The sequence below is a fragment of the Xenorhabdus sp. SGI 60 genome, assembly GCF_056632175.1.
Map to the genome: position 1 here is coordinate 601,582 of NZ_CP196860.1, position 24,075 is coordinate 625,656.

Consider the following 24,075-nt stretch of genomic DNA (forward strand, 5'->3'; position numbering starts at 1 on the left):
CAAAATGATGCTTTCCCATTTTCAATTGCGATAAGCCTCACATTTTCCTTTTTTGATGGTCCTGATTGATTGCCCACCATCCAACTCCACTGCTAATGTTACCGGCAATAAGTTACCGGTAACATTTGGTGGTTAATATTCCACTGCTAACTTTTTATTATAAATCAAATGGATATCTAAGCAGTAAGATCTGTGTAAAGGAGTTTGATATGAGTGATACCCAACAGCCAAACCACGTTTTTGTATTGATGGGGGTATCCGGCAGCGGTAAATCCGCGGTTGCCAGTGGTGTTGCCCGTGAACTAGGAGCTGCGTTTCTGGATGGGGACTTTCTTCATCCCCGTGCCAATATTACAAAAATGGCACAGGGCCATGCCTTGAATGATGATGATCGGCGGCCGTGGTTGATGGCACTCAATGATGCCATTTTTGCCATGCAGCGCACCAACCCTATCTCCCTGCTCGTGTGTTCTGCCTTGAAAAAAAACTATCGGGATATGTTACGTGATGGCAACAAAAACCTGTCATTTCTCTATATGAAAGGGGATCCTGACTTAATCGAAAGCCGCCTGAAAGCACGCAAGGGGCATTTCTTCAAACCGCAAATGCTCATTTCGCAATTTGAGACACTGGAAGAACCGACCAGTGATGAAAAGGATATCCATCACATTGATATCAAACTTGATCTTGATGAAGTCATCAAAAATGTGATTAAAACCATTGACCATATCCACTCCATTAACCGTATTAGTGAGGGATGTTCATGAGTACTGTAACTCTGGTTCTGACAGCCGTCGGCTCTGTTCTCCTATTATTGTTTTTGGTGATGAAAGCCAGGTTACATGCTTTTATTGCCTTGATGCTGGTTTCTGTGGGGGCAGGGATTTTTTCTGGTATGCCATTGGAGCAAATCACCCAGACAATGCAAGACGGTATGGCAGGCACTTTGGGCTTTCTTGCCATTGTTGTCGCCCTTGGCGCAATGTTCGGCAAGATCTTGCATGAAACGGGTGCCCTTGACCAGATTTCCGTGAAATTGCTGGGGAGTTTTGGTGAAAAGCGGGCTAACTATGCATTGGGTGTGGCTGGGCTTATCTGTGCGTTGCCACTGTTTTTCGATGTGGCCGTTGTGTTGTTGATTGGTGTGGTATTCGCCGTTGCGCGTCGCACCAATGGTAATGTTGTGAAACTGGCGCTTCCATTGTTTGCAGGTGTTGCGGCGGCGGCGGCGTTTTTGGTCCCGGGGCCAACGCCGATGATGCTGGCTTCCCAGATGGGAGCAGATTTTGGTTGGATGATCCTGATTGGCCTGAGTGCCGCCGTTCCTGGCATGTTATTGGCTGGCCCGATATACGGTAACTTTATCAGTAAATATGTGACACTGGATTTACCCAAAGATCTGGGCACACCAAGCATTGGTAAAAGCCAGATGCCTTCCTTCGCTTTCAGTCTGGCATTGATATTGTTCCCATTGATATTAGTGGGCTTGAAAACTATTGGTGCACGTTTTGTTGATCAGCAATCAGCGCTATATCATTGGCTGGAATTTCTTGGTCATCCTTTCATTGCAATTTTGCTTGCTTGTCTGGTGGCGATTTACGGGTTGGCGATCCGTCGTGGTATGAGCAAAGAGAAAGTCATGGAAGTCTGCTCTGCGGCGATCCAACCTGCGGGAATTATTTTGCTGGTGACAGGTGCAGGGGGGGTATTCAAACAAGTGCTGGTGGATTCAGGTGTTGGGTCTGCATTGGGCAATGCGTTGGTCGGTGCTGGCCTGCCAATCGCGCTGGCGTGTTTTATTTTGTCGGGGGCGGTGCGTGTGATTCAGGGTTCGGCAACTGTCGCGTGTTTGACCACGGTAGGGTTGGTTCTGCCCGTGATTGGCGAACTGGGCTATTCCGGTGCGCAAATGGCAGCGTTGTCAGTATGTATCGCTGGTGGCTCTTTGGTTCTTAGCCATGTGAACGATTCTGGTTTCTGGCTGTACGGTAAATTTACTGGTGCGACCGAAGAACAAACCCTGAAAACCTGGACGATAATGGAAACTATTCTTGGCACCATCGGCGCGATGGTTGGTATGATCTATTTCGCTATGTTGTGATGAAGCCTTTTTAAGCGATTCTTAATGGCATCTTATGATATGAATTAAGGTGCTTTTCTATTATTAACAGATGGTGAATATCGCAACTTTCAGACATTTTTGGCTATTCAGCCTGAATTTGGTCAAGTTATTCCTAATATTGGTGGACTTCGAAAAATTCGATGGAGTTCCTATGGAAAAGGGATTAAAGATAATCTAACAGAACAAGAGAAAAAGATATTACGCGATCTCAATGGGAGGTGGTAAATGGATGCAAAATTGATTTCAGTGAATGTTGATACATTGAGAAATTGGGAACAAGGACGCCGTCAGCCTACAGGCCCTACAAAAGCACTTTTGCGTGCTATTGAACGTGACCCTGAGTATGTATTGCCAGCACTTTTCGGTATGAAATAAGCAGTTTTATCTTCTTAATTTTCCATAAATAAGGTACAAGACGCATGTAGAAAACGCCTAATATGCGTCTCGTATCTCTTGTACTTTTGATTTATTGTTCAACCAACCCCATAAACTGCTTATAAAGCGCTTCGGCACTGCGTTCATAACCGGCTGCGGAGAGGTGAATGTAATCAGGACGAGCAAGGTTTTGCTGTTCCCATCCTCTGATAGAACATGATCCACCCATATATTCCCGCCAATCCCAAAACAGGGTGTGCTGTTGTTTGGCAACGGTTTGTTGAATCTGAATCACATTATCAAGTAAGGCTGGTTGCTGTTCTTCACAGCTGGCCGCGGTTTTGTTTTTCAGCGAATCATTCGGCCCAATCAGCAGGATAACGGCTTGCGGTATGGTTGTGCGGATTTCTTGGATTTTAGCGGTCAAATCTTGCTGATAAGCAACCAAATCCAGTGAATCATTAAAGGCTTCATTGGTGCCATAGGCGAGAATAACCATATCCGGGTTTATCTGCACCAACGTATCAATCCATTGCGGTTGCCATTTATCCAGTATATTAATGGTAGCGCCGTTAATCCCCAATGCAGATAATATAACGCCAGTATTTTGACGTTTTATCAGCCAGCCGCCAATTTTCAATTGTGTATCCTGTGGATAGAGATTGATGGGGAAACTAATGCTCTGTTCTGGCGAGAAATGCCATTCACTTTGTGTTGCGGGTAAATCTATGGTGGTAAATGGCGTTCTGATTTGAGTCGCTGTATGGGATTGATAGAGTGCACTCAGCCAGTACTTGCCACGAGCAGAGGAAGATTTGAGTTGTATCGTACTACTGGCACTCTCGGGAATAGCGATAAATCCACCCAGTGGATAATCCGCCCGATTTACCTTGCGGCTGCTTGAAAGCCACCAACCGGTTTTATCCTCAGAAAATTGTATTAAGGTGTTACGCTGGCCGGGAATGCTCATTGGGGGGATAAAACCCGGCCCTGCGTCGCCATAACGATTCTGTAACAAACTGCGCAACTTACCGGTAAAGAAATCGGCTGCCGTGTGTGAATCACCTAATTGTACAAAATGGAGTTGGCGAGTATCGCTGTGGCGTAATTTATCTGTTAATAGCGCGAAATTGGGATCATCAAAATTCGTCAATTGTTGTTGACGGTGTATGTGTGTTGTTTGGAGTCCCGATGTTGTCGGCTTAGATTTTTCCCTTTGGCACGATAATAGGCTGATTGAAAGCGCGATAGCCAGACCGGCGCCCACTATCCGATAACATCCACGGAACATGTTAAATGGTTGCATTTTCTTTAACTGGCTCCTGAATAAATGTGATCAATGAAAATAGATAATCCGCAATGGTTTGTTGTCCTTTTAAACTGAAATGAATACCGTCTCCGGTTCGGAGTTTGATGGTGCTGCTGCCATCGCCAATATAGTCTGAATAATTATCTGACTGATATTTGAACATATCATTAACAGCAACATAGATCTCGCCCTTTTTTTCTACCTCAGTTTGATACAATTTATTGAGGTAAGACATACCGCTGGAAAGTTTTTTCTGGCGCATATTCGGTGGTCCAACCCAAATAACATTAGCTTGATGTTGGCGCGCATCATTTAAGATAGTTTCAATTCTTTGGCGATAAAGGTCTTCCCAGTTTTCACTGGCGAATTTCAAATAAGGCCCTCCGTGTCTTGAAGGCATATTCCACGGATCATTTGGGCCTAAAAATATCACTACCAACTTAATATCAGGGTGGGTTCTCAACGCATCGCTAATGGTTTTTGGCCAATCAAAGAAACCTGGATAAGACAATCCTGTACTTTGTTTACTTAAGTTAATGCTGGAAATGCCATATTGCTGAAACAACCGACGTTTTAAATGTGGGGCCACGCCCTGCATCATTGAATCACCGGCAAATAACACCTTATCTTTTATGCCTAGATTAACATGGGTTTTCTGGGCAATTTCAACAACCGGATTTTCTGCTGAACTATTTGGCGGTAAAGAAGACTGAACGAGTTTAATGTTTTTGTTCAGTAGCTCAGGAAAGGTAAAAGAGAGATTTTCGATAGGATAGACGTAACCTCCCAGAAAGCGCAAGCCAACCTGAAAATCAGGGGGAAATACTGTCTGCCTGTTATCAATATTCATGGCTGATGACGGGTTATCCTGATATTTTCCCTGCGCATATGCCATAAAAGTTTTACTGGCAGCAATGGCTCCTTGCTGCACATTATTCCCCAAATCCCACCACGGTTCCCCCTTGAGAAATGTCCAAGGACTATTACGGTGATATTTCTGTTGCCAGAAATTATCTAATGAACCTTGATTGAGCCAAATTAACATTAAGCTGGTCAATACCACGGTACAAATTGCTTGTCCGACTTTTTTCAGATTAGATGTAAATTCAGAAGTTAGCATAGATAAATCCTGGCATTCCTGAAGGTGACAAAATAAATACTAAAGTAAGGATCAGGGCTAAGGGAATTGGGTAATAAACCCAGGAAATCAGGCCATGGTTTCTTTCAATTTTGTTTCTGAAATTCACCAACCAAGGATAGATAATAAAAAATCCCCAGAAAACCATTAATAGAGAACTGCTGGATAACAGAGATGTAAATATTTCGCCAGAGAACAGTTGATTTAATACCGTCAGCGCATCATTAAATGTCGGGCTACGGAAAAAGATCCAGGCAAAGCAGACAAAATGGAATGTCACCACACGGGATAAAAATAATGTAATAGGGTTTCTGGCTTGTGGCTCCCTCTGTTTCTTGGAAACAGAGAGCAGGGCATTTTTAATATTTTGCAGAATTAATCCTAATCCATGAATAGCCCCCCAGATAATAAAACTAAGACCAGCACCGTGCCATAGGCCAGAAATCACCATAGCGGTGAACATATTCAGGTTCTTGCGGAACACGCCTTTTTTGTTACCACCTAATGGAATGTAGACATAATCACGGATGAATGTTGACAGGCTGATATGCCAGCGTCGCCAAAATACCTGTAAGTTTTCAGCCAGATAAGGGGCATCAAAATTGCGTGGCACTTTGTAGCCTAATAGCAGGGCGATACCTGTGACAAGGTCGGTATAGCCGGAAAAGTTAAAGTAGATATTCCAGGCATAAGCATAAATTGCCACGAGGACTTGCCCTGCATGATGGCTAATCGGATCTTCAAAAACGGGATTCACAAGATACTCAGAGAGCGTAGAACTGAGCAAAAAGAGTTTTACGATAGCGAGAGCAATCAATAATAGCGCCTTCAATGGTTCCAGTATAATTCTGGATGCGACCTGAATCTGAGGCAAAAAATCTTTGGCTCGATTAATCGGTCCGGCGACAATGCTGGGAAAAAAGCAAAGATACAAAATGACATCAGGCAATGGAGCGGCAGGCAGCTCTTTCTTGCATACCGATACAACATAGCTGACCGAATGGAACGCATAAAATGACAGACCTAGCGGCATCAGCCATTCAAGAACAGGGAGTTCCACGTTGATCCCGACATTAGACAATGTTTGTTGAATCGACTCTTGAAAGAAAGAGTAATATTTGAAAACAGTGAAACAGCCGAGAAGCCCGAATGTCAGTAGTGTAAATATGGCCTTATTGGATAAATAACGACTAAGAATATTCGCCAAAAAGTAAATAAATAGGGTATAGGCGAATAAAATATAGGCGAACTTTGCTGCAAAAGAGAATACAAATAAATAACTCGCTAAAATTAACACGCCATTCTGTAGCCTGGGCGATTTTTGTAAAAGCCAATAGACAACCAGCAGAATAACAAACGATCCAAGGAACTCAAAAGAGAAAAAATTCATATTAGGCTCTGGTTAACCATTTATCATTGGGAGAAAGAATGTAATTCTGAAATGCATTATAGTATGGAACTTGTCGATGTTTACAGTAGATCATACAGCGACAGATTATAAAAAAAGAATCCACTTTGTAATTAATACAATGTGGATTGTTGGGAGAGTGTTATTGGATAGACAATTCTTGCGCTTGTGAAATCAGTTCCTTGTTGCCATTAAATACCCGATGTAAATAGCGATTATAGTCAGATCCCAGTTCAGAATAACCATTGAGATTATCAATCAGCTTACTGATATTCAACGGCTCCTGTGTTGTTCTCTGCTTTGCACGAGAAGAGCGCAGTGACTCATAAGCACGGTGCGTATTCAGGTTTTTCATATAGGCAACGACGGATGCATTGATAGTAGGGTAAACTGAATAACCTTTGACTTTTCCTTTCGTTTTGCTGCAAGAGCTGCAACGCATTCCAAACAGATTATTATTTTTTTTGGCAAGTTCTGACGTTCCCCAACCCGATTCAGCCGCTGCTTGAGTGGCAACAAAATGGGTGGGAATAATATCAACCCGACTTAATAACTTATTCCAATTAAGCTGCTTTGGCGAATTGCAGGTCATTTTGTAATCCATGCAGATCTTTTTCAATCGGTGACTATCCTGTACAGACCAATGATGATTCTTTTGGTGTGACAGGAGCCATTTGCGGTCTTGCATAATCTTTTGATTATGTTGATCAATTACAGGGACAATAATATTTAAAAACGCTTTCTTCCGAGGTGTACCTGAAGGGTATTGTCGCAAATCAGGCAAACTTACCTGCATGCCATTGTGAGAATACTCTTGCACTTTTGAGGTACTGGTCGAGGCATGGCTCAGACCGGTAAAGATTAATGAGATAAAGAAAGCGAAGACCGCACTTGTCCTCATCATTAGAGAGGGCATTTGCTTCTCCTCTTTTTATTACTCTGGATAAAAATCAGACGAATATTAGCAGAGCAAACAATATATGGCTACTGTTACTCGTCATTCATAAGTTTCGTTTCTGTAACGAATATTAGCACCCTACTGACAAATATCTATATTTTTTACTTTTTATAGTAAATTAATGTAATAAATAGTATGATTTTATCTGGTTAATTTAACAATAAAAATTAATCTTCAATGAATAACTAACATTGTTTTTAAATTAAGTTTAATCTTATTTTGTATTTTTCAGTTAACGCTGATTTTATAGTTGTAATGTTACGGTTTTTACCGAATCAATAAATTCATAGTCTATTCCTTTTAATCAGTTGGTAAAATTATCCCTGGTTTCATTTTTAACTAATGCAAAGCTTTTGAGTATGATGAGTTGCTCGGTATAGGTAAATAACCTAATTATCGATTTTCTTATTTTTTTGTCGTCAGTACAGCCGCATTATTATTCTATTTTTTCTCGTTGGGTAGTAAGTTATCCTTTATTTTTCGTATGATAACTGGATGGTTTAATGAAACAGATTCAAAAAAAGAATTAGGGAGCTGAAGCTCCCTAATTGTGCATGATGAAAAATCAACGAAATTTTACAGCCATTTAGCAACACCACCGTGGCGAGAGCAGGCTCCTTTACGGGATTTACTCTTGCTATAGCTACCATCTTTACAAAGAGCCGTATTAGCGCCTTTTTTGACTGAGCTATTTCTATTTTTCTTCTTTGATACTTTTGGGCTTTTTACTTTTTTGGTAACTTTTTTCTCTAATGAATTAGCTTTGTTTTTTGCTGACTTAACATTTTGTTCTGCTGCCGTTGCTGTTTTTGCGGCGGCTTCGGCGGCGGTTGATACTGCTGGCGCTGCAAGTGTTGCACTTGAAAACAACACCAGTAATGCTGCAACTGATAACTTCAAGCTTTTCATCATATAGTTCCTCTGATTAGAGTACTGAAACTCGAAATCTACTCTTGCAGTTTGGAGTATAGTTTTGAATGTTATGATTGCAAATTTAACATAGTGAATAAAAAAATAACGCAAATATGAGGTGTCATTGTGAAAAAAGTAACGATCATTACTGGTGGTTCCCGAGGTATCGGTAAGGCCACAGCGATTTGTTTGGCAAAACAGGGGCACCATATCTGTATTGGCTATCGTAACCGTGAAGACAGCGCTAATGAAGTGGTGGATATGATCCGTACCCTTGGGCTGTCAGCAATTGCGATTCAGGTGGATATCGCGGATGAAAAGCAAGTGATGGCATTGTTCCAGAGGGCGGAAAAAGAGTTGGGATATATCTCTGGGTTAGTGAACAATGCCGGGATCTTAAAGCCTCAGGCTACCATTGAACAGTTGACAGCAGAGCGGCTAAATGAAATTTTTGCCACTAATATTACTGGCGCCTTTCTCTGTGCACGTGAAGCGGTTAAGAGAATGGCTTTGCGTCACGGTGGGCAAGGTGGAGTCATCGTCAATGTTTCATCCGCTGCCGCTCGACTGGGTTCTCCCCATGAATACGTTGATTATGCGGCATCGAAAGGGGCCATTGATACGCTGACAATTGGGTTGGCGCAAGAGGTGGCTGCACAGGGAATCAGGGTAAATGCTGTGCGTCCTGGATTCATCTATACCGAAATGCATACCGATGGTGGAGAGCCTGAACGAGTTGAAAGAATCAAAGATTTCTTGCCTATGAAACGGGGTGGAAAACCGGAAGAAGTTGCTCAGGCCATTGCATGGCTGCTATCTGATGAATCGTCGTATGTTACAGGCAATTTCATTGACTTGGCTGGTGGTAAATAGCCCATAGAGTTCGAAATGCCGTTTAAATAAGGCGGCATTTAATATCAGATAATAGAAAAGCCGGAATGCTTCTTAATATTTCTTTCCGGCTAATCAATGGAAGACTATTTTTGTAGTGACCATTGATTTTAAGCCAATATTTCCACCAATTTAGGTTTTAGAATAATTTTGTCAGGTTGTATTTCAATGTTAATAGGTTGTTCCACTAAATTGCTGATCGTTAGCCAGTCCCCAGCAATATAAAGTTCACCATTTTCACGAATATTGTCGATTCCTTGGTATGGGTTATTTTCCATTTCGTTGATTAAACAGGCTAAATCTGCGTTAGGATCAATAAGAGAAATAATAACGCCATTGGAAAACTGTGAGATATGAAATAATTCATTTGCGGTAAATCCAGCATCGCTGAGTGCACTGCCGTTCAGTATTAATTCTGGGGTATCAATGTCAGAATAGCGAAATGAAACATGAAGGTTCATTTGTACGCTCCTTGTGTTATGGATATACTGCGATACTCTATCAGCGCTTCGCCCGCACTGCACCGCGAATTCATACGTGTTTTTCATCTAAATGGTATTCATTGTGAATGATCGATATCTACCCTAGCGGTTAGTTGGCTAATATGCCATCGGTAATGTTGCTCTTTGCGAAGCAACTCGCAAAAAATGACTGGATATTTATCCATTTTGAAATGCATCTCTAAAGTTAGAACAAAAAATAACTCTGTAAATAATTATGTGATTTTCTGTGTTATCAAAAGGGATGAAAAATTTAAAATGGGATCTTTTAGTCTGTGGCTTCTTTTGACAGGTTATATTTTTTTATCCTGTACCTATTATAAATATTGACATGTTATATGTCGTGAAAAAATACTAAAGAGTTTTAGATAGGAATATTATAAAAAAGGTAAAATGAAACGCACTCCAACATCTTTTCGAATTAAAGTGGCAGAAATATCCGTATGATAACCTCAGTTTCCAGTGATCAATTTCTGGCTCTGGGTAATGAATTATAAACAAATAGGTAAAGCAACAAAAAGCCCTACCGATATTATCAAGCAGGGCTTTTAATTTCAGTGCACTGAACTCAAGCTAATAACACCCAAATTAAGCAGCGTTAATACCATACTGGGCACAAACAGAAGCCAAACCACCAGCATAGCCTTGGCCTACTGCGCGGAATTTCCATTCTGTATTGTGGCGATACAGTTCACCGAACAGCATAGCGGTTTCGGTAGACGCATCTTCAGTCAGGTCATAGCGCGCCACTTCAACTTGTGTGTCATCGTTAACCAGACGGATGAAGGCACCGGAAACTTGACCGAAGCTCTGGCGACGAGCTTGTGCTTCATGGATAGTGACTACAAACACCACTTTTTCTACGTCAGCAGGAACTTGATCCAGTTTGATTTTCAGTGATTCGTCATCGCCATCCCCTTCACCGGTACGGTTGTCGCCAGTGTGCATGATGGAGCCGTCAGACGATTTCAGGTTGTTGTAGAAAATGAAATCTGCATCACCACGTACTTTGCCGTTTGCTGTCAGCAGGAAAGCTGAGGCATCAAGGTCAAAGTCTTGTCCGTCAGTAGAACGAGCATCCCAGCCGAGACCGATCAGAACGTTTTTCATGCTTGGCGCTTCTTTGCTTAGAGAAACGTTACCGCCTTTAGAAAGAGATACACCCATTGTTATTTCCTCACTTATTACGTCGTATTAGTTATCTGGATTTTACGGATTTAGCTTGCATTTTCTTTTTGCGGGAACAGCAGGCTGGCAAGAATACCGGCTGCCAGTACGCCAATTACCACAAATAAGCTACTTGTTGCTGAAATTGAATAGCCGTGGTGGAATATATGCTCAGAAGCATTTAGACCCAGTTTTATGGCAATAAAAAACAGTAAAACGATCACTGCCTTTTCCAAATGCACCAGATACTTTTTCAATGCTTCAAGCACAAAGTAGAGCGTGCGCAGACCCAAGATAGCAAACATCATGGCGCTGTACACAATTAATGGTTCCCGGCTGACTGCAATCACCGCAGGTACAGAGTCAAAGGCAAACATCACGTCAGACAGTTCAACCACTGCCAGACATAGCATCAGTGGCGTAGCATAAAGTGCGGCTTTGCTCGCCCGACCCACTTTCACATCGGCGTTTTCTGGTTTAGCCAATTCCTGATCCACTTCTTTTTGGTTCAGTACAAAAGCATGGCCGCGCAGTTTCGGCCAGATTGGGAAGAAACGCTTCACCAGACGGTAGGCAAGGTGCTGTGAATAGTCTTCGATTTCATCGTCATCACCACCACTTTTCAGCATCATAACCGCTGTCCAGCCAACGATAACTGCAAATATGATTTCAACCCACGGCCCAAGAGCCAGCAGACTTGTCCCAATGGCAACGAAAATACCACGGAAGACAATCGCGCCGATAATTCCCCAATACAGGACCCGATGGCGATAGCGGTCTGGGACAGCGAACCAGGAGAAAATTGCCATGATGACAAACAGGTTATCGACGGAAAGGACTTTTTCCAGTGCATAGCCCGTGACAAACAGACTCGCGGCTTCCGCACCGTGATGGACATACAGGAAGCCCGCGAAAACAAAGGCAATTGCGATCCAGAAAATAGACCAAAGGGCGGCACTACGCAGCGAAACCGGCTTATCATGACGATGCATAAAGAGGTCGATAAAGAGCGCACCAACCGACAGAATAATAAATACAGCAACGGTTTCCATCGGAAAACCAATGTGCGTGGATACCATGAAGTAAGCCTCTTAAATTATCTGCGATTACAGTTCGAAATCAGCCGGTGTAAAGCCAAGGGCTAAACAAATTTCACGGGCAGCCTGTTTTTCGTCGTTATCAAAGTCACCATCACTCTTGGCGACTGCAATTCCGACGCGCAAAGCAAGCTGTGCCGCTTCCGGCTGCTGTTTCAGAGCCATAATGAATTTCATGGCTTCACCTTTACCAATGTCAGCATCAAACTCATAGCTGCTGACCAGTTTGTTAAAGAATTCGATAATCTCAGAAGTATCGAACACTTTCAGTTCAGGGGAATTTTTGATGAAGCTGATCATTTTCTGCTTTTCTTCTGAACTGACGCCGTTACTCGCCATGGCAACGTGTGCACATACGGCTACCGTACCTTCCATGAATTTTCTGTTCTTGAAGCGACTCACTTGAGTGGTGAGTTCTTCGCGGCCTGCGTTGAACGCTGATTTGATTTTGTTTAAAAAGGACATCAGTCCCTCCGCTTATTGGTAAAATAGAGAGTTATTTCTTGCCGGATGTCCAGCTAAAGCCCCAGCTAAACGCCCTGTCCATCTCTTTATGACCGCTGAAGTATTGATTGATGCGTTCTACTTTGATGGCGCCGTTTTCATTGACAAGGCGGGCAATAGCACACATGCCTTTGTGGTTGTTGCCTTCTGTCATCCGCGTTTCAATCGGGGGCTGGTCAGGGACATAAATTGTGACTATACCATCGGTCTTATCCCAGCTGGGCACGCCCTCATAGATAAAGGCGTAGATCAAAACTTCACGGATGTTTTTCCATTCAAACCCATTGACGTGGAGCCATTCACCGTCACGCACTTGACCGGTGCGATCATCACCCTGTAATTCTACATAGGGTTCATAACGGTAATCGCCAAAGCGATTCCCCAGTGCCTGTACAACGTCTTTCTCTCCATCTTGCAGTCGGACGAAAGCGCCGAGATCTAAATCCACGTTTTTATTTGCACCGAACATGCCTTGCAATAGGCCTTTTGAGGAGGAGGAGGCATTTTGACTCCAGTTCAGATTGATGCGAATTTCACCGTAGCTGTCGCGTTTGCTAAGGCTGATAGTCGGTTTTTCTTTGGTCAAAGAAACCTTACTCAAATTGACGGTATTTGGTGCTGGCTCATCATCAATAATATCTACGCCAAAATGTTCAGCCAGTGGTTTGAGACCGCCATTAAAGCCTTGGGCAATAAAACGGAATTTCCATTCACCGTTCCGGCGATACAGTTCGCCGAGGATTAAGGCAGCCTCTGGACGGCCCTGTACTTCAACATTTCCCTGCAAAATCACGCTGCTGTTCAATTCAACCTGAATGGAAAGATTACGCAGATTGGAAATCGTTTGGTTACCGTCGCAAGTCGCGGTGAACGCGACTTTCTGGACATCCTGGCTCAATGCAGGCAAGTTGACACTGCATGAGGTATTGAGATTACCGCCAGTCAGGCGGATGGTGTTGTCACCATTGACCGGCTGACCGTAGAACACCATATCTGGATCACCCTTCACTTTGCCATCTGCATACAGACGGAAAGCAGAAACATCAACGGCTGAACCCGATAGAACCCGCACAGTGAGCGTTTGATTAGGAACGGGAGCGTTGCCCCCTGGTGTCAGATTCATTAGCGCACCACCGTCTCAACGATCTGCGGAAACATTGCGTCAATAGTACGTCCAAGACAAGGGACGCCGTGTGCTGTGAAATCCCACTGACCACCGTTGCGGCGCAAGGAAGAGATGATAATGCCAGTGTGAGCGCCTTGCTCATTCAATTGATAGCGAGCCAGCTCTTTGCCGTTTTGGTCAACGACGCGGCAGAAGGCATTTTCAACGTCATTGAAGGTTTGACCACGGAAACTGTTAACGGTAAATGCAAGGTATTCGACATTGGTGGGAAGTTTGATGAGATTGACGCGGATAACTTCATCATCCCCATCACCTTCACCCGTCAGGTTATCGCCAGTGTGTTGTATAGAACCACATTTTGATTTCAGTTGACCGAACCACACGGTATCGATGGCATTACCAGATTTATCAAGCAGAATGCAGCTCGCATCCAGATCAATTTCATCACTGCCACCGCTGAATAAACTCGCCAGAAAGCCCTTTTTCTTGGTCACAGGATCCCATCCCAAACCAAAATCCATTGTAGCCAGTGATGCGCTCTGTTTGGCGAGCGAAACTGACTGATTTTTGCTTAACGAAACCATTAATGACACCTCTATTCTGTTCGTCGGTGAATCACGGGAATTTCACGTATTAAAAAATCATAATATGACAAATAGATAACTAAATCTGTCATATTATGACTCCCGTAAACAGGTGTATCTGGCTGTTAACTGTATGATAGAAAACAGTCTGGTTTCGTTTGGTATGATTTCTTTTCCATGCAGAAAAGTCAAACAAATTTTGGTGTAAAGAATCATAATATGATTGACATTTGTTAGTTTGAAATTCTAGACTGCGATGTATATTTCCCCGAATTAAGAACAAATGCTGAAAGTTACCCTATTGGTTCAGGCCGAGATTTTTTTGAAAAGGCATCTCCATGACAGTGTTGAGTGACACCGATGTTTATAAAAAACTCGCTGATGAAAAACAAATTTTCCAAGAGCAGGTTTACCAAAGAAAGTTAAACAGCGGGACATTGACGGTGACGGCATCGCGTAGCACAGCATGTCTGGAAACCCTGTTTGATATCGCTGAACGCCGTAATCCCAAAAGAGCATTCCTGTTTGTCAGTAAAGTCTTGGGGCGACATATTCCGGTCAAGCCATCGATTATGCGTTCGGTTTATCAGCAATTATCTGCACGGTTCCCTGCTAATCTTCCCGGCCCGGTTCTATATATTGGCATGGCAGAAACGGCAGTCGGGCTAGCGGCAGGGGTATTTCAGGAAACGAAACACAAAGCCGATAAGCCTGTATTTCTGACTTCGACACGTCATCCGGTTGATGGCGATTTATTGTGTGAGTTTAAGGAAAATCACAGTCATGCTACGGATCATTTGATTTATTGGCCAACAGAAAGCCGCTTGCGCCAACAGGTGAGTCATGCCCGAACTCTGGTTCTGATTGATGATGAAGCAACCACGGGCAATACGTTCCTTAATTTGCTGGATGCACTGCGTCATGCAGGGCTGGAGCATATTGAACATATTGTCACCGTGACATTGACGGATTGGAGTGGTAAATCGGTTGTGAAACGCAGCCCATTACCGGTCTCTGAGGTTTCCCTGATCGAGGGGAATTGGCAGTGGGAAGCGGATATCTCTGCTCCAGTGCCGGTAATGCCTCAAGTCAATGTTACGGCCAAGGGAGAAATCAACATCATAGGCCAACAGAGCTGGGGACGTTTGGGGTTGGATGAGATCCAATGTGACATTGGTGCTGCCATCAATGCTAAAGCAGGCGAAAATGTGCTGGTATTGGGTTCCAGTGAATTTGTCTGGCAGCCGTTTCTGCTTGCTGAACGGCTTGAGCAGGAAGGGGCATCAGTGGTATTTGGTTCGACAACTCGCTCTCCCATTTCTTGCGGTCATGCCATCCAATCTGTCATGGCTTTTACGGATAATTACGGGCTGGGCATCCCGAATTTTCTCTATAATGTTGCGCATCAGCAATTTGATCGGGTGTTACTCTGTCTTGAAACGCCCCAAATGTCCGTTGACCCTGCGTTAATGGCACAGCTTGCCCGTGTTTCTCCGGTTGTCGAGATCGTGGGATATGATTAAGCCTGTATTTTTAACTGATCTTGATGACACGCTATTTCAATCTCGACGCAAGCTGAAAGAAATATCTTTTCGCGTGGGCGCCTTGGATCGAAAATGTTTTCCCCACAGCTATATGACTGAAAAACAATCCATGCTGGTTGATTGGTTGTTGGCTCATGCAGAGGTTATTCCAGTCACAGCCAGAAATACAGAACAACTAAGCCGCGTGCAGATCCCTTTCAGTTCCTGGCGTATTGTTTCGCACGGTGCGGTGATCCTCACACCAGAAGGTGCTGTTGATGAGCTTTGGCAATCGAGCATGCTGTCAGAATTGTTGTCATATCGGGATAAATTGTGTGAGTTGGAACGTTTGAGCCAGCGTTTGATGGCATCTTATGGTATCGATACCTGGGTACGGATTGACTATGAGTACGGTGATGTACCTGTTTTCCTGATCATCAAGCACCGCAACCACGATAGATTGAATGAGCTTAATATACTGGCTGACGCTTTAGCCCAAGAAAGTCATTTCCAGCAAAACTTTTATTTCCATCAAAACAATAACAACCTTACTGTGTTGCCAAAGTGTGTTGACAAGGGACTGGCGACTCATCATCTTTTGCAAAGGCTTCGTGCTGAGAGAGGCGTTTTCCCGGTTATCGGCCTGGGAGACAGTCTGAGCGATCACCGTTTTATGCAACTGTGCGATTGGTTTAGTATGCCTCAGCAAAGCCAGTTTGCTGACACATTAATGACAGCCTTATTTGGAACTGTAAATAATGAATAGCTTTTCCCCTTTCTCTGGGAGTTATGCTTCTGATGATGTTCAATTCCTGCTAAAGCCCGTTCAAATTGAGATGACGCCTGTGGATATTAAGGAACAGTTGATCCAATCTGGTGCTTGCCATTATTCAGATATGTTAAGTCAGGAGCCAGAACCTACGTCTTATCACCTTGAACTGTTTGATAAAGCGCTTGGGCAAGGGGCTGTTCGGTTGGCGACGGAAGTTGTGATGCTCGCCAACGCTCTGGTATCCCGCTTTGGTGATACGCCGATTGTTTTGGTCAGCTTGGTCAGGGCTGGCGTTCCTTTGGGGGTGATGTTGCATCAAACGCTCAGGGAAATGGGCAAATGCTCTTATCATTATGGCATCAGCATTATTCGGGATCGTGGTATTGATAATACAGCGCTATCGTATATTGAGCAGAAACACGGAACGGATGGCGTGGTATTTGTTGATGGCTGGACAGGAAAAGGCGCGATTATGACAGAACTGTCGCGATCTTTGGCGGGACGGGATGGTTATTCAGGTATCCCACGTCTGGTGGTATTAGCTGATCCTTGTGGTTGTTCGTGGCTGGCAGCCAGCGATGATGATTGGTTGATTCCTTTCGGTATTATGGGAGCGCCGGTATCGGGATTGATATCACGTTCGATCTGGCATGAAGAAGGATTGCACGGTTGCGTGCAGTGTGATCACCTGCTCAAGTTTGAGTGCAGCCGCTTATTGGTGGATACTGTTGCTGATTGTCGTAATCGATTGGATTGGGCTGCGATACCAGAAGCGGTTTGGTTGCCGCAGGAAAAAACCGCTTTGCAGCAATTAAGCAAAACGGTGATTTCCAGTCTTGCTGAAAAATACCAGATTGACAGTATTAACCGTATTAAACCTGGTATTGCAGAAGCAACCCGTGCAGTATTACGACGTGTGCCAGAACATGTACTCGTGCGTTCCCAGGATGATCCTGATGTTGGCCTGTTGGTTCATTTGGCACGTCAGAAAAATGTTGTTATTACGGAAGTCGGTGATCTAATCGGTCAATATCGTGCCGTAACTATGATTAAGAAGGTCGCGTGATGAAACCAATCCCTTCTCCACATCGACTCGGCGCCACTCTGTATATGCCAGCCACCCGCCAGGACATTGCAGAAATTGTGTTACAGAATAAGATCCCTGATCTGCGCTCGCTGGTTATTTGTCTGGAAGATGCCGTTAGTGAGCAGGATATTCCCCTTGCCCTCGAAAATCTCCGGGAAGTTATGCAAACATTGGCCGAAGAACGCCGTTTTTCTTCCAATACCGATTGCCATCGTCCCCTGATTTTTATCCGTCCGCGTGATGAAAGAATGGCAAACTATCTGGTTGCCAATGTCAATCTGAGTGCCATTGATGGACTGGTTTTGCCCAAATTTACCCATGCTTCGTTGTCCGGCTGGTGGGATGTTATTGGCTCAACCCATCTGTGCATTATGCCGACACTGGAGAGTGAAGAGGTGTTTGACGTTCGGAAAATGAACCAGCTTGCGGACATTCTCAAACAACACCCTTGCAAGGATCGCATTATTGCCTTGCGTATTGGCGGTAATGATCTGATGAATGTCATGTCCCTGCGGCGCTCCCGTAATTTTACCCTGTATGATGGGCCGATGGGCTATGTCATTAAAATGTTGGTTGCTGTTTTTGTTGCGCGGGGATTTGCCCTGACTGCGCCGGTTTGTGAGCATATTGATGATTTGAGATTACTGGAAAAAGAGCTGGAATTGGATGTTGCCCACGGTCTGGTGGGAAAAACGGCCATCCACCCAAGGCAGATTAAATGCATCCAACGAGCGCTAATGGTTAATGCTCATGATCATGCTGAAGCGCTGACTATTCTGAATGCCAGTAAAGCCGTTTTCAAATCGCAGGGAATGATGTGTGAACCTGCTACCCATCAACGCTGGGCCGTAAATATTCTCGAGCGGGCAGCGCATTATGGTATAGAACCAGAGGCAATAGGATCTTAAACGGTCGAAAATATTGCGGACGCTTTTCATTCGTTTTGATATTGATTTGCCTGTGATAGTAGCTATGCTGAAAGTTATTTTGTAGTTAACGGTAGATAGCTTGGGGTTTGTTATCCCTGACTTGGTAATAAAAAATGCTGCTTAGTCCCAAACAATTTAGAAATTTTAAATTAACTTTATTACTTTCACAGGGGAAACCGGTTAGTAAGGTTAGGATCATCAGGGAACTGAATTGTTCGGAGCCAACGTTAACACGGGCATTGCGGGAATTGAGAGATCTTTACTGTGCGGATATCCGGTTTAGCAAAATGGGCAATACTTATCAGTTAGTTGATAAAGGGATCCTGACCAGGAAAGATGTGAGAAGGATTGAAGAACTCCTTGTTCAGCATCTCAGTTGCAAATCTGAAGAAGCCACCAGCCATGTCTTTCTTGATAAAGAGAAAAAAAAGCCGGTTTCCCTTTCTCTAAGAATGTCTGTCATCAGAAAAATTGATAGTTTGGCTAATCGTCTGGAGACAACCAGAAGTGATGTCGTTGAAATGGTCGTAGATAGGTTTATTGAAAAATTGCTCAAAGAGTCCGTGAAAGGAAGTTCATCGAAGAGGCGAATTCCGTAATGCCAGCCGGTTGGATTCAACTGGCATCAGGGCGATGATTGCTGGTTTGCTTGTTCGCTTACTGTTTGATCGCTTAATGATTGTGGCGCGTTAGTTTATCCAGATATCCCATCACAAATGCGGACAAAACAAAGGTGAGGTGAATAATGACATACCACATAAGTTTATTGTCCGGCACATTTTTGGCATCCATAAAGACGCGCAGCAAATGAATGGAGGAAATGGCGACAATTGAGGCTGCAACTTTATTTTTAAGTGAGGTCGCATCCATTTTCCCCAACCAGCTTAATTTCTCTTTGCTTTCGTGAATATCCAGGCTTGAAACAAAGTTTTCATAGCCAGAAAACATCACCATTACCAGCAACCCGCCAACCAGAGCCATATCAACCAGGGAAAGCAACGTCAGGATGAGGTCGGATTCTGTAATGTAAAGAAGATTCGGCAGGATATGCATGATTTCCAGAAAGAACTTAACCGCAAGGGCAAATAATGCCAATGATAAACCGAAATAAACCGGTGCAAGTAGCCAGCGGGAGGCATACATTGTGTTTTCGAGAAAGCGTTCCATTGTGTTTTTTATGTATTACAAAAGGGGCGATAGTATAGATCAAGAGTGTGAAAGCTATGAAATACATATCGCAGCCAATCGTTCATATACACAGATATACGCATTAAACTTCAAGCTGCAATTTACAACACGATATGAAACCTGACTTCTCCCCGCTTCGCGGGGAGAAGTCACATGCATCTTGAAGTTAGATTGGTATAGATATTATTTATGATGCAGGCTTGTTATAAATAGAAAGCCTGCACTGTTCCGTTACTTAGGGTTTTGTTAATCAGGGAACAACCTATCCAATAATGGTGATCTAAATACGTGATGTGGATCGTACTTCTGTAATGCTGAAACCGTTGAAGTCCAGTTGTTATCAGCAGGCAAACCATCAGTAAATGACGCGGGGATTGTTTTGGTTAATACTTCTTTATTCTCCCATGCAGTGTGAGAGCCATAAGCCCAACCTTTACTCCATTCAACACGAGCAGAGGCATAAGAACCATCAAATTCGTTGAATAGCCATTGTTCAAATTGGTGGCAAAATTCAATGGCATAGGGGGTTTCTGGAAAGGTTAAAACATCAAGCCAAACGGCCACATCCCATTCTGGATGATCCAAACGGGGACGAATAGCGGATAAGCTGGGAACCGTTGCTCCTGTATGCATCACTTCAGCAGGATCGTCTAATCCAGTGACTCTAACTTCAAGCGGGCCATTGATGGGATATTTCCCTTGGTTTGCATAGTGCTGTATTAATCCCTGCCATTGAGCATAAAACTTATTCAGCACAAGCTGGATATTTGTACGTTGTGTTAATACCGCATAACCATTTGCGGTGACACGCAATGTAGTTGGTTTGACATATAACAACAGGTTCTTGCTCCAACCCCAGATATCTTTTCCATAGTTTTGCAAGGCTGCATGTGTCAGTTGATATTGCATTTCACCAACAAGCGGCGTAATCAGCGGGAAGTTAGCCAGAATATTATCCGCAATATCCGATAAGGTTGATGAAATATTATCGGAAAATGGATAGTTATAGGGCGCATTAACTTCAACACTGGAAGCGGGTTTGGTTGGTGCCACACTCCAGACTTTTAGCCACGGTGCCTTGGTAAAGGGAAATAAAATGATTTCAGCACGACCACTTTTATCCAGAAAATAACTCAAGGTCCGTTTTTCTTTTGCGTTTTCTGGCAGGGAAAATAATTCATCCGCTGGAATATCGGTGAAACTTTGGCAGCGAAGGCGTTGATTTTGACCTGCCTGAAATTGCACTTCTAAAATCAGAGCGCATCCGACATGCGTTAATAGCGGTGCACAATCAGGTTCATTTCGCTCAAAACGTTTAATGGTATATTGCTGGTTTTCTTTATCCCATACAACAGCAGACAGGGATAATATCGTATTACTGAGGGAACCAAATGTGTGTCCAGGAAGTGGAGTTTCGTCAACGGCTTTAATGGCAGTTCCATGCCCGTCTATTGCAAGAACAGCACCGAGTGTTAAATCACCGGGAGCAGGTGTGGCAGTAAAACCCAAGCCTTGTTCTTCCATTTGGGTCATTAATGTTTCCATCAATACGCCAGGTTGTGCAGTCACTATAGAAAACTGAGCACGATGCTCGATATTAACATGGGTGAAATGCGAGGAAAGATCCATCAACATAATGTGATTTTTGAAATTTTGACCTGATTCCAATATGAGTGGTGACCAATTATGTGATTGTCCGATAGGTCTTAATTTATAATTCTCTTTCCATGCCCAATTGACAACGGAAATCACCTCTTCAATCGTCTTCGGTATGCAGAACGGTATATTATTGGCACAAATTTCTCCTGACCAATTTTTAAAGTTGATCATTTTCCAGGTTACTTCTTGTGGGAAATTAGGTAAGTTATATTCTATTTCGTTAATTGTTTCTTTTTGTAAAGAAATATTTTCTTGTTTCAGTAAATCGGGTGATGGCATGTTTTATTTCCTTTGTTTTTAATTTGTAGGGGGTGAATTTTTTAATATAAGTTCAACAATATATCTATTTGTTAAAAGCTATTTTATGGAAATGAAATATAGATCATCATTTGAGTGGGCGGTTAATACTATAAATTGATAAGCAGTAGATGTGAAAATATATCTACTGTTTATTTGATAATGTTATAACCTGTATTTTTAATTTGAAATCTATAGGGTATAAAATAGAAAGCCATGATAAATTTTATAATTTATTGAAATAGATGGTAACATCACCCTTATAAGCCTGAAAATGTGGATGATATAATAATATGATCTTTAATGTGACAGAGGCACTCTCTGACTTTACTCGACGTTATGTTGAATTGTGGCAAGAGAAAACGAGGTTTCCGCCAGCCAGCAGTGAGTTGTATGGCATACCTTCCCCCTGTATTGAGCGCACGGGAGATGGTGTGGTGCATTGGCTTCCACGGTCGTTTTCTGCCCAAGAAAAGCTCAGCAAGGTAGAAAATGCACTGGAGATACGTTTGCTGGACTCCATCCATGATTATTATGTGATGCAGTTTGCGGGTGATATGACTGCCAGTTTTGCCGGACAAAATTTCAGCTTGATTCAGGTATGGAGTGAAGATGATTTTATTCGCTTGCAGGAAAACCTGATTGGTCATCTTGTTACACAGAAGCGGTTAAAGCTCTCGCCTACTGTCTTTATTGGGACGACCGATTCCGATATGGGCTTGATCTCTGTGTGTAATTTGACAGGGCAAGTGATTCTTGAACAGTTTGGTAGCCATGAGCGGAAAATTTTATCCGCAGATTTGGCAAGTTTCCTTTCGGTTATCAATCCTGTTATGTGCAGTTAATTGCAGATATTGGTTGGCTTTTTTGTAAGAGATATCTCACATTTCACGTGAGATATCTCTTTTAATCATAGTGTTAATATTATTTAGTGAAATTATTTTTATTCTATATCAATAATATGCGTAATATTACCTCAATGTGAATTTTTCATATCTCTTACGATGCTGATTCAGTTGCTTGTTTCAAGAAGCTGGATCGTAGATCCTTTCACTGTTCCGCAAGGAACCACTACAAAACAATAACCAGGGAATAAATCCATCGGGAAGATGGTACAAGGATGATTAGGTATAGGCAGGAATGCTAAAAACTATCAGTATAATGATTGCATAAAGGATAGCTGACAGGGACGTATTTTGTCAGGGAAATCAGCAGGAAGCCCCCCATGTAGCAGGATTGCTATGACAGCCACTCAAGAGGAGAGAGAAATCTCTCCTCTTACTCACTTGTATTGCCATAACTGTTTGCTTTAACTATCGCCACTTTTTTCCTATCGTATCTTTTCCGCCGAAATCGTATCAATGGTACTCTAGCCGTCCCAATGACACGGTGGCAGTTTCTGTCATCTGAACAATCGACAAGCATCAGACGAAACATCATGAGTATCGAGAAACAAATTCTACATAAATTACAGCTCATTGAAGCGGCCATGAAAACGGTAGGTGTATGGCAAAATTATCCCCCTAAACCAGAATCCTTTGAAAGCACCGAACCTTTTTCCATTGATACCATGTCAGCAGAAGAGTGGCTTCAGTGGGTATTAATCCCAAGAATGCGCGCCCTGATAGAGCAGGATGCCAGCCTGCCGACGGCATTTTCCATCGCCCCGTATTTTGAAGAGGCTTTTAAAGAAGACGTGGCGCGTTTTTTACCTTTGCTTGAACATTTACGGGCATTGGATAACCTGTTTACGCAGGATGTCTAATATGCTGGAGATCATTTATCAGGATAAGCATATTGTTGCGGTCAATAAACCGGCCGGATGGTTGGTTCACCGTAGTTGGCTGGCACGCCATGAAACGGTTTTTGTGATGCAGACATTGCGTGATCAAATTGGGCAGCATGTTTTTCCTGTCCATCGTCTGGACAGGCCAACATCGGGCGTTTTGCTGATGGCGCTTTCCAGTGACGTCGCCAGGGCACTTTCGCAACAATTTGAATTCCACGATATACAAAAAACGTATCACGCAGTTGTACGGGGTTATGTTGAAGGTGATGATATTATCGACTATGCCCTAATGGAACAGTTGGATAAAATTGCGGATAAATTTGCTGATACAGATAGAGCAGCGCAACCCGCTGTGACTTCTTACCGTTCATTGGCAAAAGCAGAGTGTCCGGTTGAGATAGGGCGTTATCCAACATCTCGTTTCAGCCTGTTGGAGCTGATGCCAAAGACCGGTCGTAAGCATCAATTGCGGCGGCATATGGCACATATTCGACATCCGATCATTGGGGATACCACGCACGGCGATTTGCGACAAAATCGAGGCGTTGCTAAATATTATCAGACTGGCAGGTTAATGTTGCATGCCAGCCATCTTCAACTCAAGCATCCCGTGACAGGAGAAAACCTTCTTCTGACTGCACGCTGGGATCAATCATGGCAGCATTTGCTTGAGCAATTTGGCTGGCAGGGTATTGTGCCTGATCTGGAATGTCTTCCTATTCATGAATGAACGCAGTATC

24 protein-coding genes and 1 pseudogene are annotated in these 24,075 nt (G+C 43.3%); 12 read left to right on the plus strand and 13 right to left on the minus strand.

The window, feature by feature from the left end; genetic code table 11:
- Window positions 1–209 precede the first annotated feature (209 nt).
- The 3 genes and pseudogenes from gntK to ACSJJG_RS02765 form a co-directional block, all read left to right on the plus strand.
- Entirely contained in the window at window positions 210–767 is a 558-nt protein-coding gene (gene gntK, locus ACSJJG_RS02755) for a gluconokinase (protein WP_481088390.1), read from the plus strand.
- Window positions 764–2,101, plus strand: a complete 1,338-nt coding sequence (gene gntU, locus ACSJJG_RS02760; protein WP_481088391.1) for a gluconate transporter — start codon at window positions 764–766, stop codon at window positions 2,099–2,101. Before gntK ends, gntU begins: the two co-directional genes overlap by 4 nt.
- Before the next feature lie 252 nt (window positions 2,102–2,353).
- Window positions 2,354–2,497: pseudogene (locus ACSJJG_RS02765) on the plus strand (helix-turn-helix domain-containing protein); the annotation flags it as partial.
- Window positions 2,498–2,588: 91 nt separating this feature from the next.
- Here the strand turns inward: ACSJJG_RS02765 and ACSJJG_RS02770 are convergent.
- The 5 genes from ACSJJG_RS02770 to ACSJJG_RS02790 all read right to left on the minus strand — a co-directional run bounded on the left by ACSJJG_RS02770 (window position 2,589) and on the right by ACSJJG_RS02790 (window position 8,222).
- Complete coding sequence (locus tag ACSJJG_RS02770) at window positions 2,589–3,803, minus strand: SGNH/GDSL hydrolase family protein (RefSeq protein ID WP_481088392.1); 1,215 nt, start codon at window positions 3,801–3,803, stop codon at window positions 2,589–2,591.
- On the minus strand, window positions 3,790–4,926 hold the full coding sequence (locus ACSJJG_RS02775; RefSeq protein WP_481088393.1) for an SGNH/GDSL hydrolase family protein: 1,137 nt from the start codon (window positions 4,924–4,926) through the stop codon (window positions 3,790–3,792). Before ACSJJG_RS02775 ends, ACSJJG_RS02770 begins: the two co-directional genes overlap by 14 nt.
- On the minus strand, window positions 4,913–6,334 hold the full coding sequence (locus ACSJJG_RS02780; RefSeq protein WP_481088394.1) for an MBOAT family O-acyltransferase: 1,422 nt from the start codon (window positions 6,332–6,334) through the stop codon (window positions 4,913–4,915). Before ACSJJG_RS02780 ends, ACSJJG_RS02775 begins: the two co-directional genes overlap by 14 nt.
- Window positions 6,335–6,494: 160 nt before the next feature.
- Window positions 6,495–7,268 carry a protein bax gene (locus tag ACSJJG_RS02785; RefSeq protein ID WP_481088395.1) on the minus strand — a complete coding sequence of 258 codons (774 nt, stop codon included), beginning with the start codon at window positions 7,266–7,268 and terminating at the stop codon, window positions 6,495–6,497.
- 618 nt (window positions 7,269–7,886) lie between these two features.
- Complete coding sequence (locus ACSJJG_RS02790; RefSeq protein WP_481088396.1) at window positions 7,887–8,222, minus strand: DUF3761 domain-containing protein; 336 nt, start codon at window positions 8,220–8,222, stop codon at window positions 7,887–7,889.
- A gap of 126 nt (window positions 8,223–8,348) precedes the next feature.
- Here ACSJJG_RS02790 and ACSJJG_RS02795 point away from each other — a divergent pair, with 126 nt between their 5' ends.
- Window positions 8,349–9,095 (plus strand): SDR family oxidoreductase, encoded by a 747-nt coding sequence (locus ACSJJG_RS02795; RefSeq protein WP_481088397.1) that lies wholly within the window; start codon window positions 8,349–8,351, stop codon window positions 9,093–9,095.
- Between the two features lie 128 nt (window positions 9,096–9,223).
- Here the strand turns inward: ACSJJG_RS02795 and ACSJJG_RS02800 are convergent, their stop codons facing one another.
- From ACSJJG_RS02800 to ACSJJG_RS02825, 6 genes are all read right to left on the minus strand, one after another.
- Window positions 9,224–9,574 carry a SymE family type I addiction module toxin gene (locus tag ACSJJG_RS02800; protein WP_481088398.1) on the minus strand — a complete coding sequence of 117 codons (351 nt, stop codon included), beginning with the start codon at window positions 9,572–9,574 and terminating at the stop codon, window positions 9,224–9,226.
- Window positions 9,575–10,201: 627 nt separating this feature from the next.
- Complete coding sequence (locus ACSJJG_RS02805) at window positions 10,202–10,780, minus strand: TerD family protein (protein ID WP_481088399.1); 579 nt, start codon at window positions 10,778–10,780, stop codon at window positions 10,202–10,204.
- Between the two features lie 50 nt (window positions 10,781–10,830).
- Window positions 10,831–11,859, minus strand: coding sequence for a TerC/Alx family metal homeostasis membrane protein (locus ACSJJG_RS02810; RefSeq protein WP_481088400.1), 1,029 nt, complete (start codon window positions 11,857–11,859; stop codon window positions 10,831–10,833).
- Between the two features lie 27 nt (window positions 11,860–11,886).
- The gene (locus tag ACSJJG_RS02815; protein WP_481088401.1) at window positions 11,887–12,342 is read right to left on the minus strand and encodes a tellurite resistance TerB family protein; all 456 of its coding nucleotides are present in this window, start codon (window positions 12,340–12,342) and stop codon (window positions 11,887–11,889) included.
- 31 nt (window positions 12,343–12,373) lie between these two features.
- Entirely contained in the window at window positions 12,374–13,504 is a 1,131-nt protein-coding gene (locus ACSJJG_RS02820; RefSeq protein ID WP_481088402.1) for a TerD family protein, read from the minus strand.
- Entirely contained in the window at window positions 13,504–14,091 is a 588-nt protein-coding gene (locus ACSJJG_RS02825; protein WP_481088403.1) for a TerD family protein, read from the minus strand. Before ACSJJG_RS02825 ends, ACSJJG_RS02820 begins: the two co-directional genes overlap by 1 nt.
- A gap of 338 nt (window positions 14,092–14,429) precedes the next feature.
- Here ACSJJG_RS02825 and ACSJJG_RS02830 point away from each other — a divergent pair, with 338 nt between their 5' ends.
- From ACSJJG_RS02830 to ACSJJG_RS02850, 5 genes are all read left to right on the plus strand, one after another.
- Window positions 14,430–15,614 (plus strand): phosphoribosyltransferase domain-containing protein, encoded by a 1,185-nt coding sequence (locus tag ACSJJG_RS02830; RefSeq protein WP_481088404.1) that lies wholly within the window; start codon window positions 14,430–14,432, stop codon window positions 15,612–15,614.
- On the plus strand, window positions 15,607–16,380 hold the full coding sequence (locus ACSJJG_RS02835) for a hypothetical protein (protein ID WP_481088405.1): 774 nt from the start codon (window positions 15,607–15,609) through the stop codon (window positions 16,378–16,380). Before ACSJJG_RS02830 ends, ACSJJG_RS02835 begins: the two co-directional genes overlap by 8 nt.
- A complete protein-coding gene (locus ACSJJG_RS02840; RefSeq protein WP_481088406.1) occupies window positions 16,373–17,452 on the plus strand; it encodes a cysteine protease StiP family protein in 1,080 nt (359 codons plus the stop codon). Before ACSJJG_RS02835 ends, ACSJJG_RS02840 begins: the two co-directional genes overlap by 8 nt.
- Entirely contained in the window at window positions 17,452–18,381 is a 930-nt protein-coding gene (locus tag ACSJJG_RS02845; protein ID WP_481090358.1) for an HpcH/HpaI aldolase/citrate lyase family protein, read from the plus strand. Before ACSJJG_RS02840 ends, ACSJJG_RS02845 begins: the two co-directional genes overlap by 1 nt.
- 134 nt (window positions 18,382–18,515) lie before the next feature.
- Window positions 18,516–19,001, plus strand: a complete 486-nt coding sequence (locus tag ACSJJG_RS02850) for a tellurium resistance protein TerW (RefSeq protein ID WP_481088407.1) — start codon at window positions 18,516–18,518, stop codon at window positions 18,999–19,001.
- A 73-nt stretch (window positions 19,002–19,074) separates the two neighbouring features.
- Here the strand turns inward: ACSJJG_RS02850 and ACSJJG_RS02855 are convergent, their stop codons facing one another.
- Together ACSJJG_RS02855 and ACSJJG_RS02860 are read right to left on the minus strand one after the other, a co-directional pair.
- Window positions 19,075–19,569 (minus strand): TIGR00645 family protein, encoded by a 495-nt coding sequence (locus ACSJJG_RS02855; RefSeq protein WP_481088408.1) that lies wholly within the window; start codon window positions 19,567–19,569, stop codon window positions 19,075–19,077.
- Between the two features lie 267 nt (window positions 19,570–19,836).
- Entirely contained in the window at window positions 19,837–21,528 is a 1,692-nt protein-coding gene (locus ACSJJG_RS02860; protein WP_481088409.1) for a cholesterol oxidase substrate-binding domain-containing protein, read from the minus strand.
- Window positions 21,529–21,839: 311 nt separating this feature from the next.
- On the opposite strand from ACSJJG_RS02860, the gene syd reads away from it, so the two are divergent.
- From syd to truC, 3 genes are all read left to right on the plus strand, one after another.
- A complete protein-coding gene (syd, locus tag ACSJJG_RS02865) occupies window positions 21,840–22,391 on the plus strand; it encodes a SecY-interacting protein (RefSeq protein WP_481088410.1) in 552 nt (183 codons plus the stop codon).
- A gap of 593 nt (window positions 22,392–22,984) precedes the next feature.
- Complete coding sequence (locus ACSJJG_RS02870) at window positions 22,985–23,311, plus strand: YqcC family protein (protein WP_481088411.1); 327 nt, start codon at window positions 22,985–22,987, stop codon at window positions 23,309–23,311.
- 1 nt (window position 23,312) lies between these two features.
- The gene (truC, locus tag ACSJJG_RS02875; protein WP_481088412.1) at window positions 23,313–24,065 is read left to right on the plus strand and encodes a tRNA pseudouridine(65) synthase TruC; all 753 of its coding nucleotides are present in this window, start codon (window positions 23,313–23,315) and stop codon (window positions 24,063–24,065) included.
- Window positions 24,066–24,075: the final 10 nt, after the last annotated feature.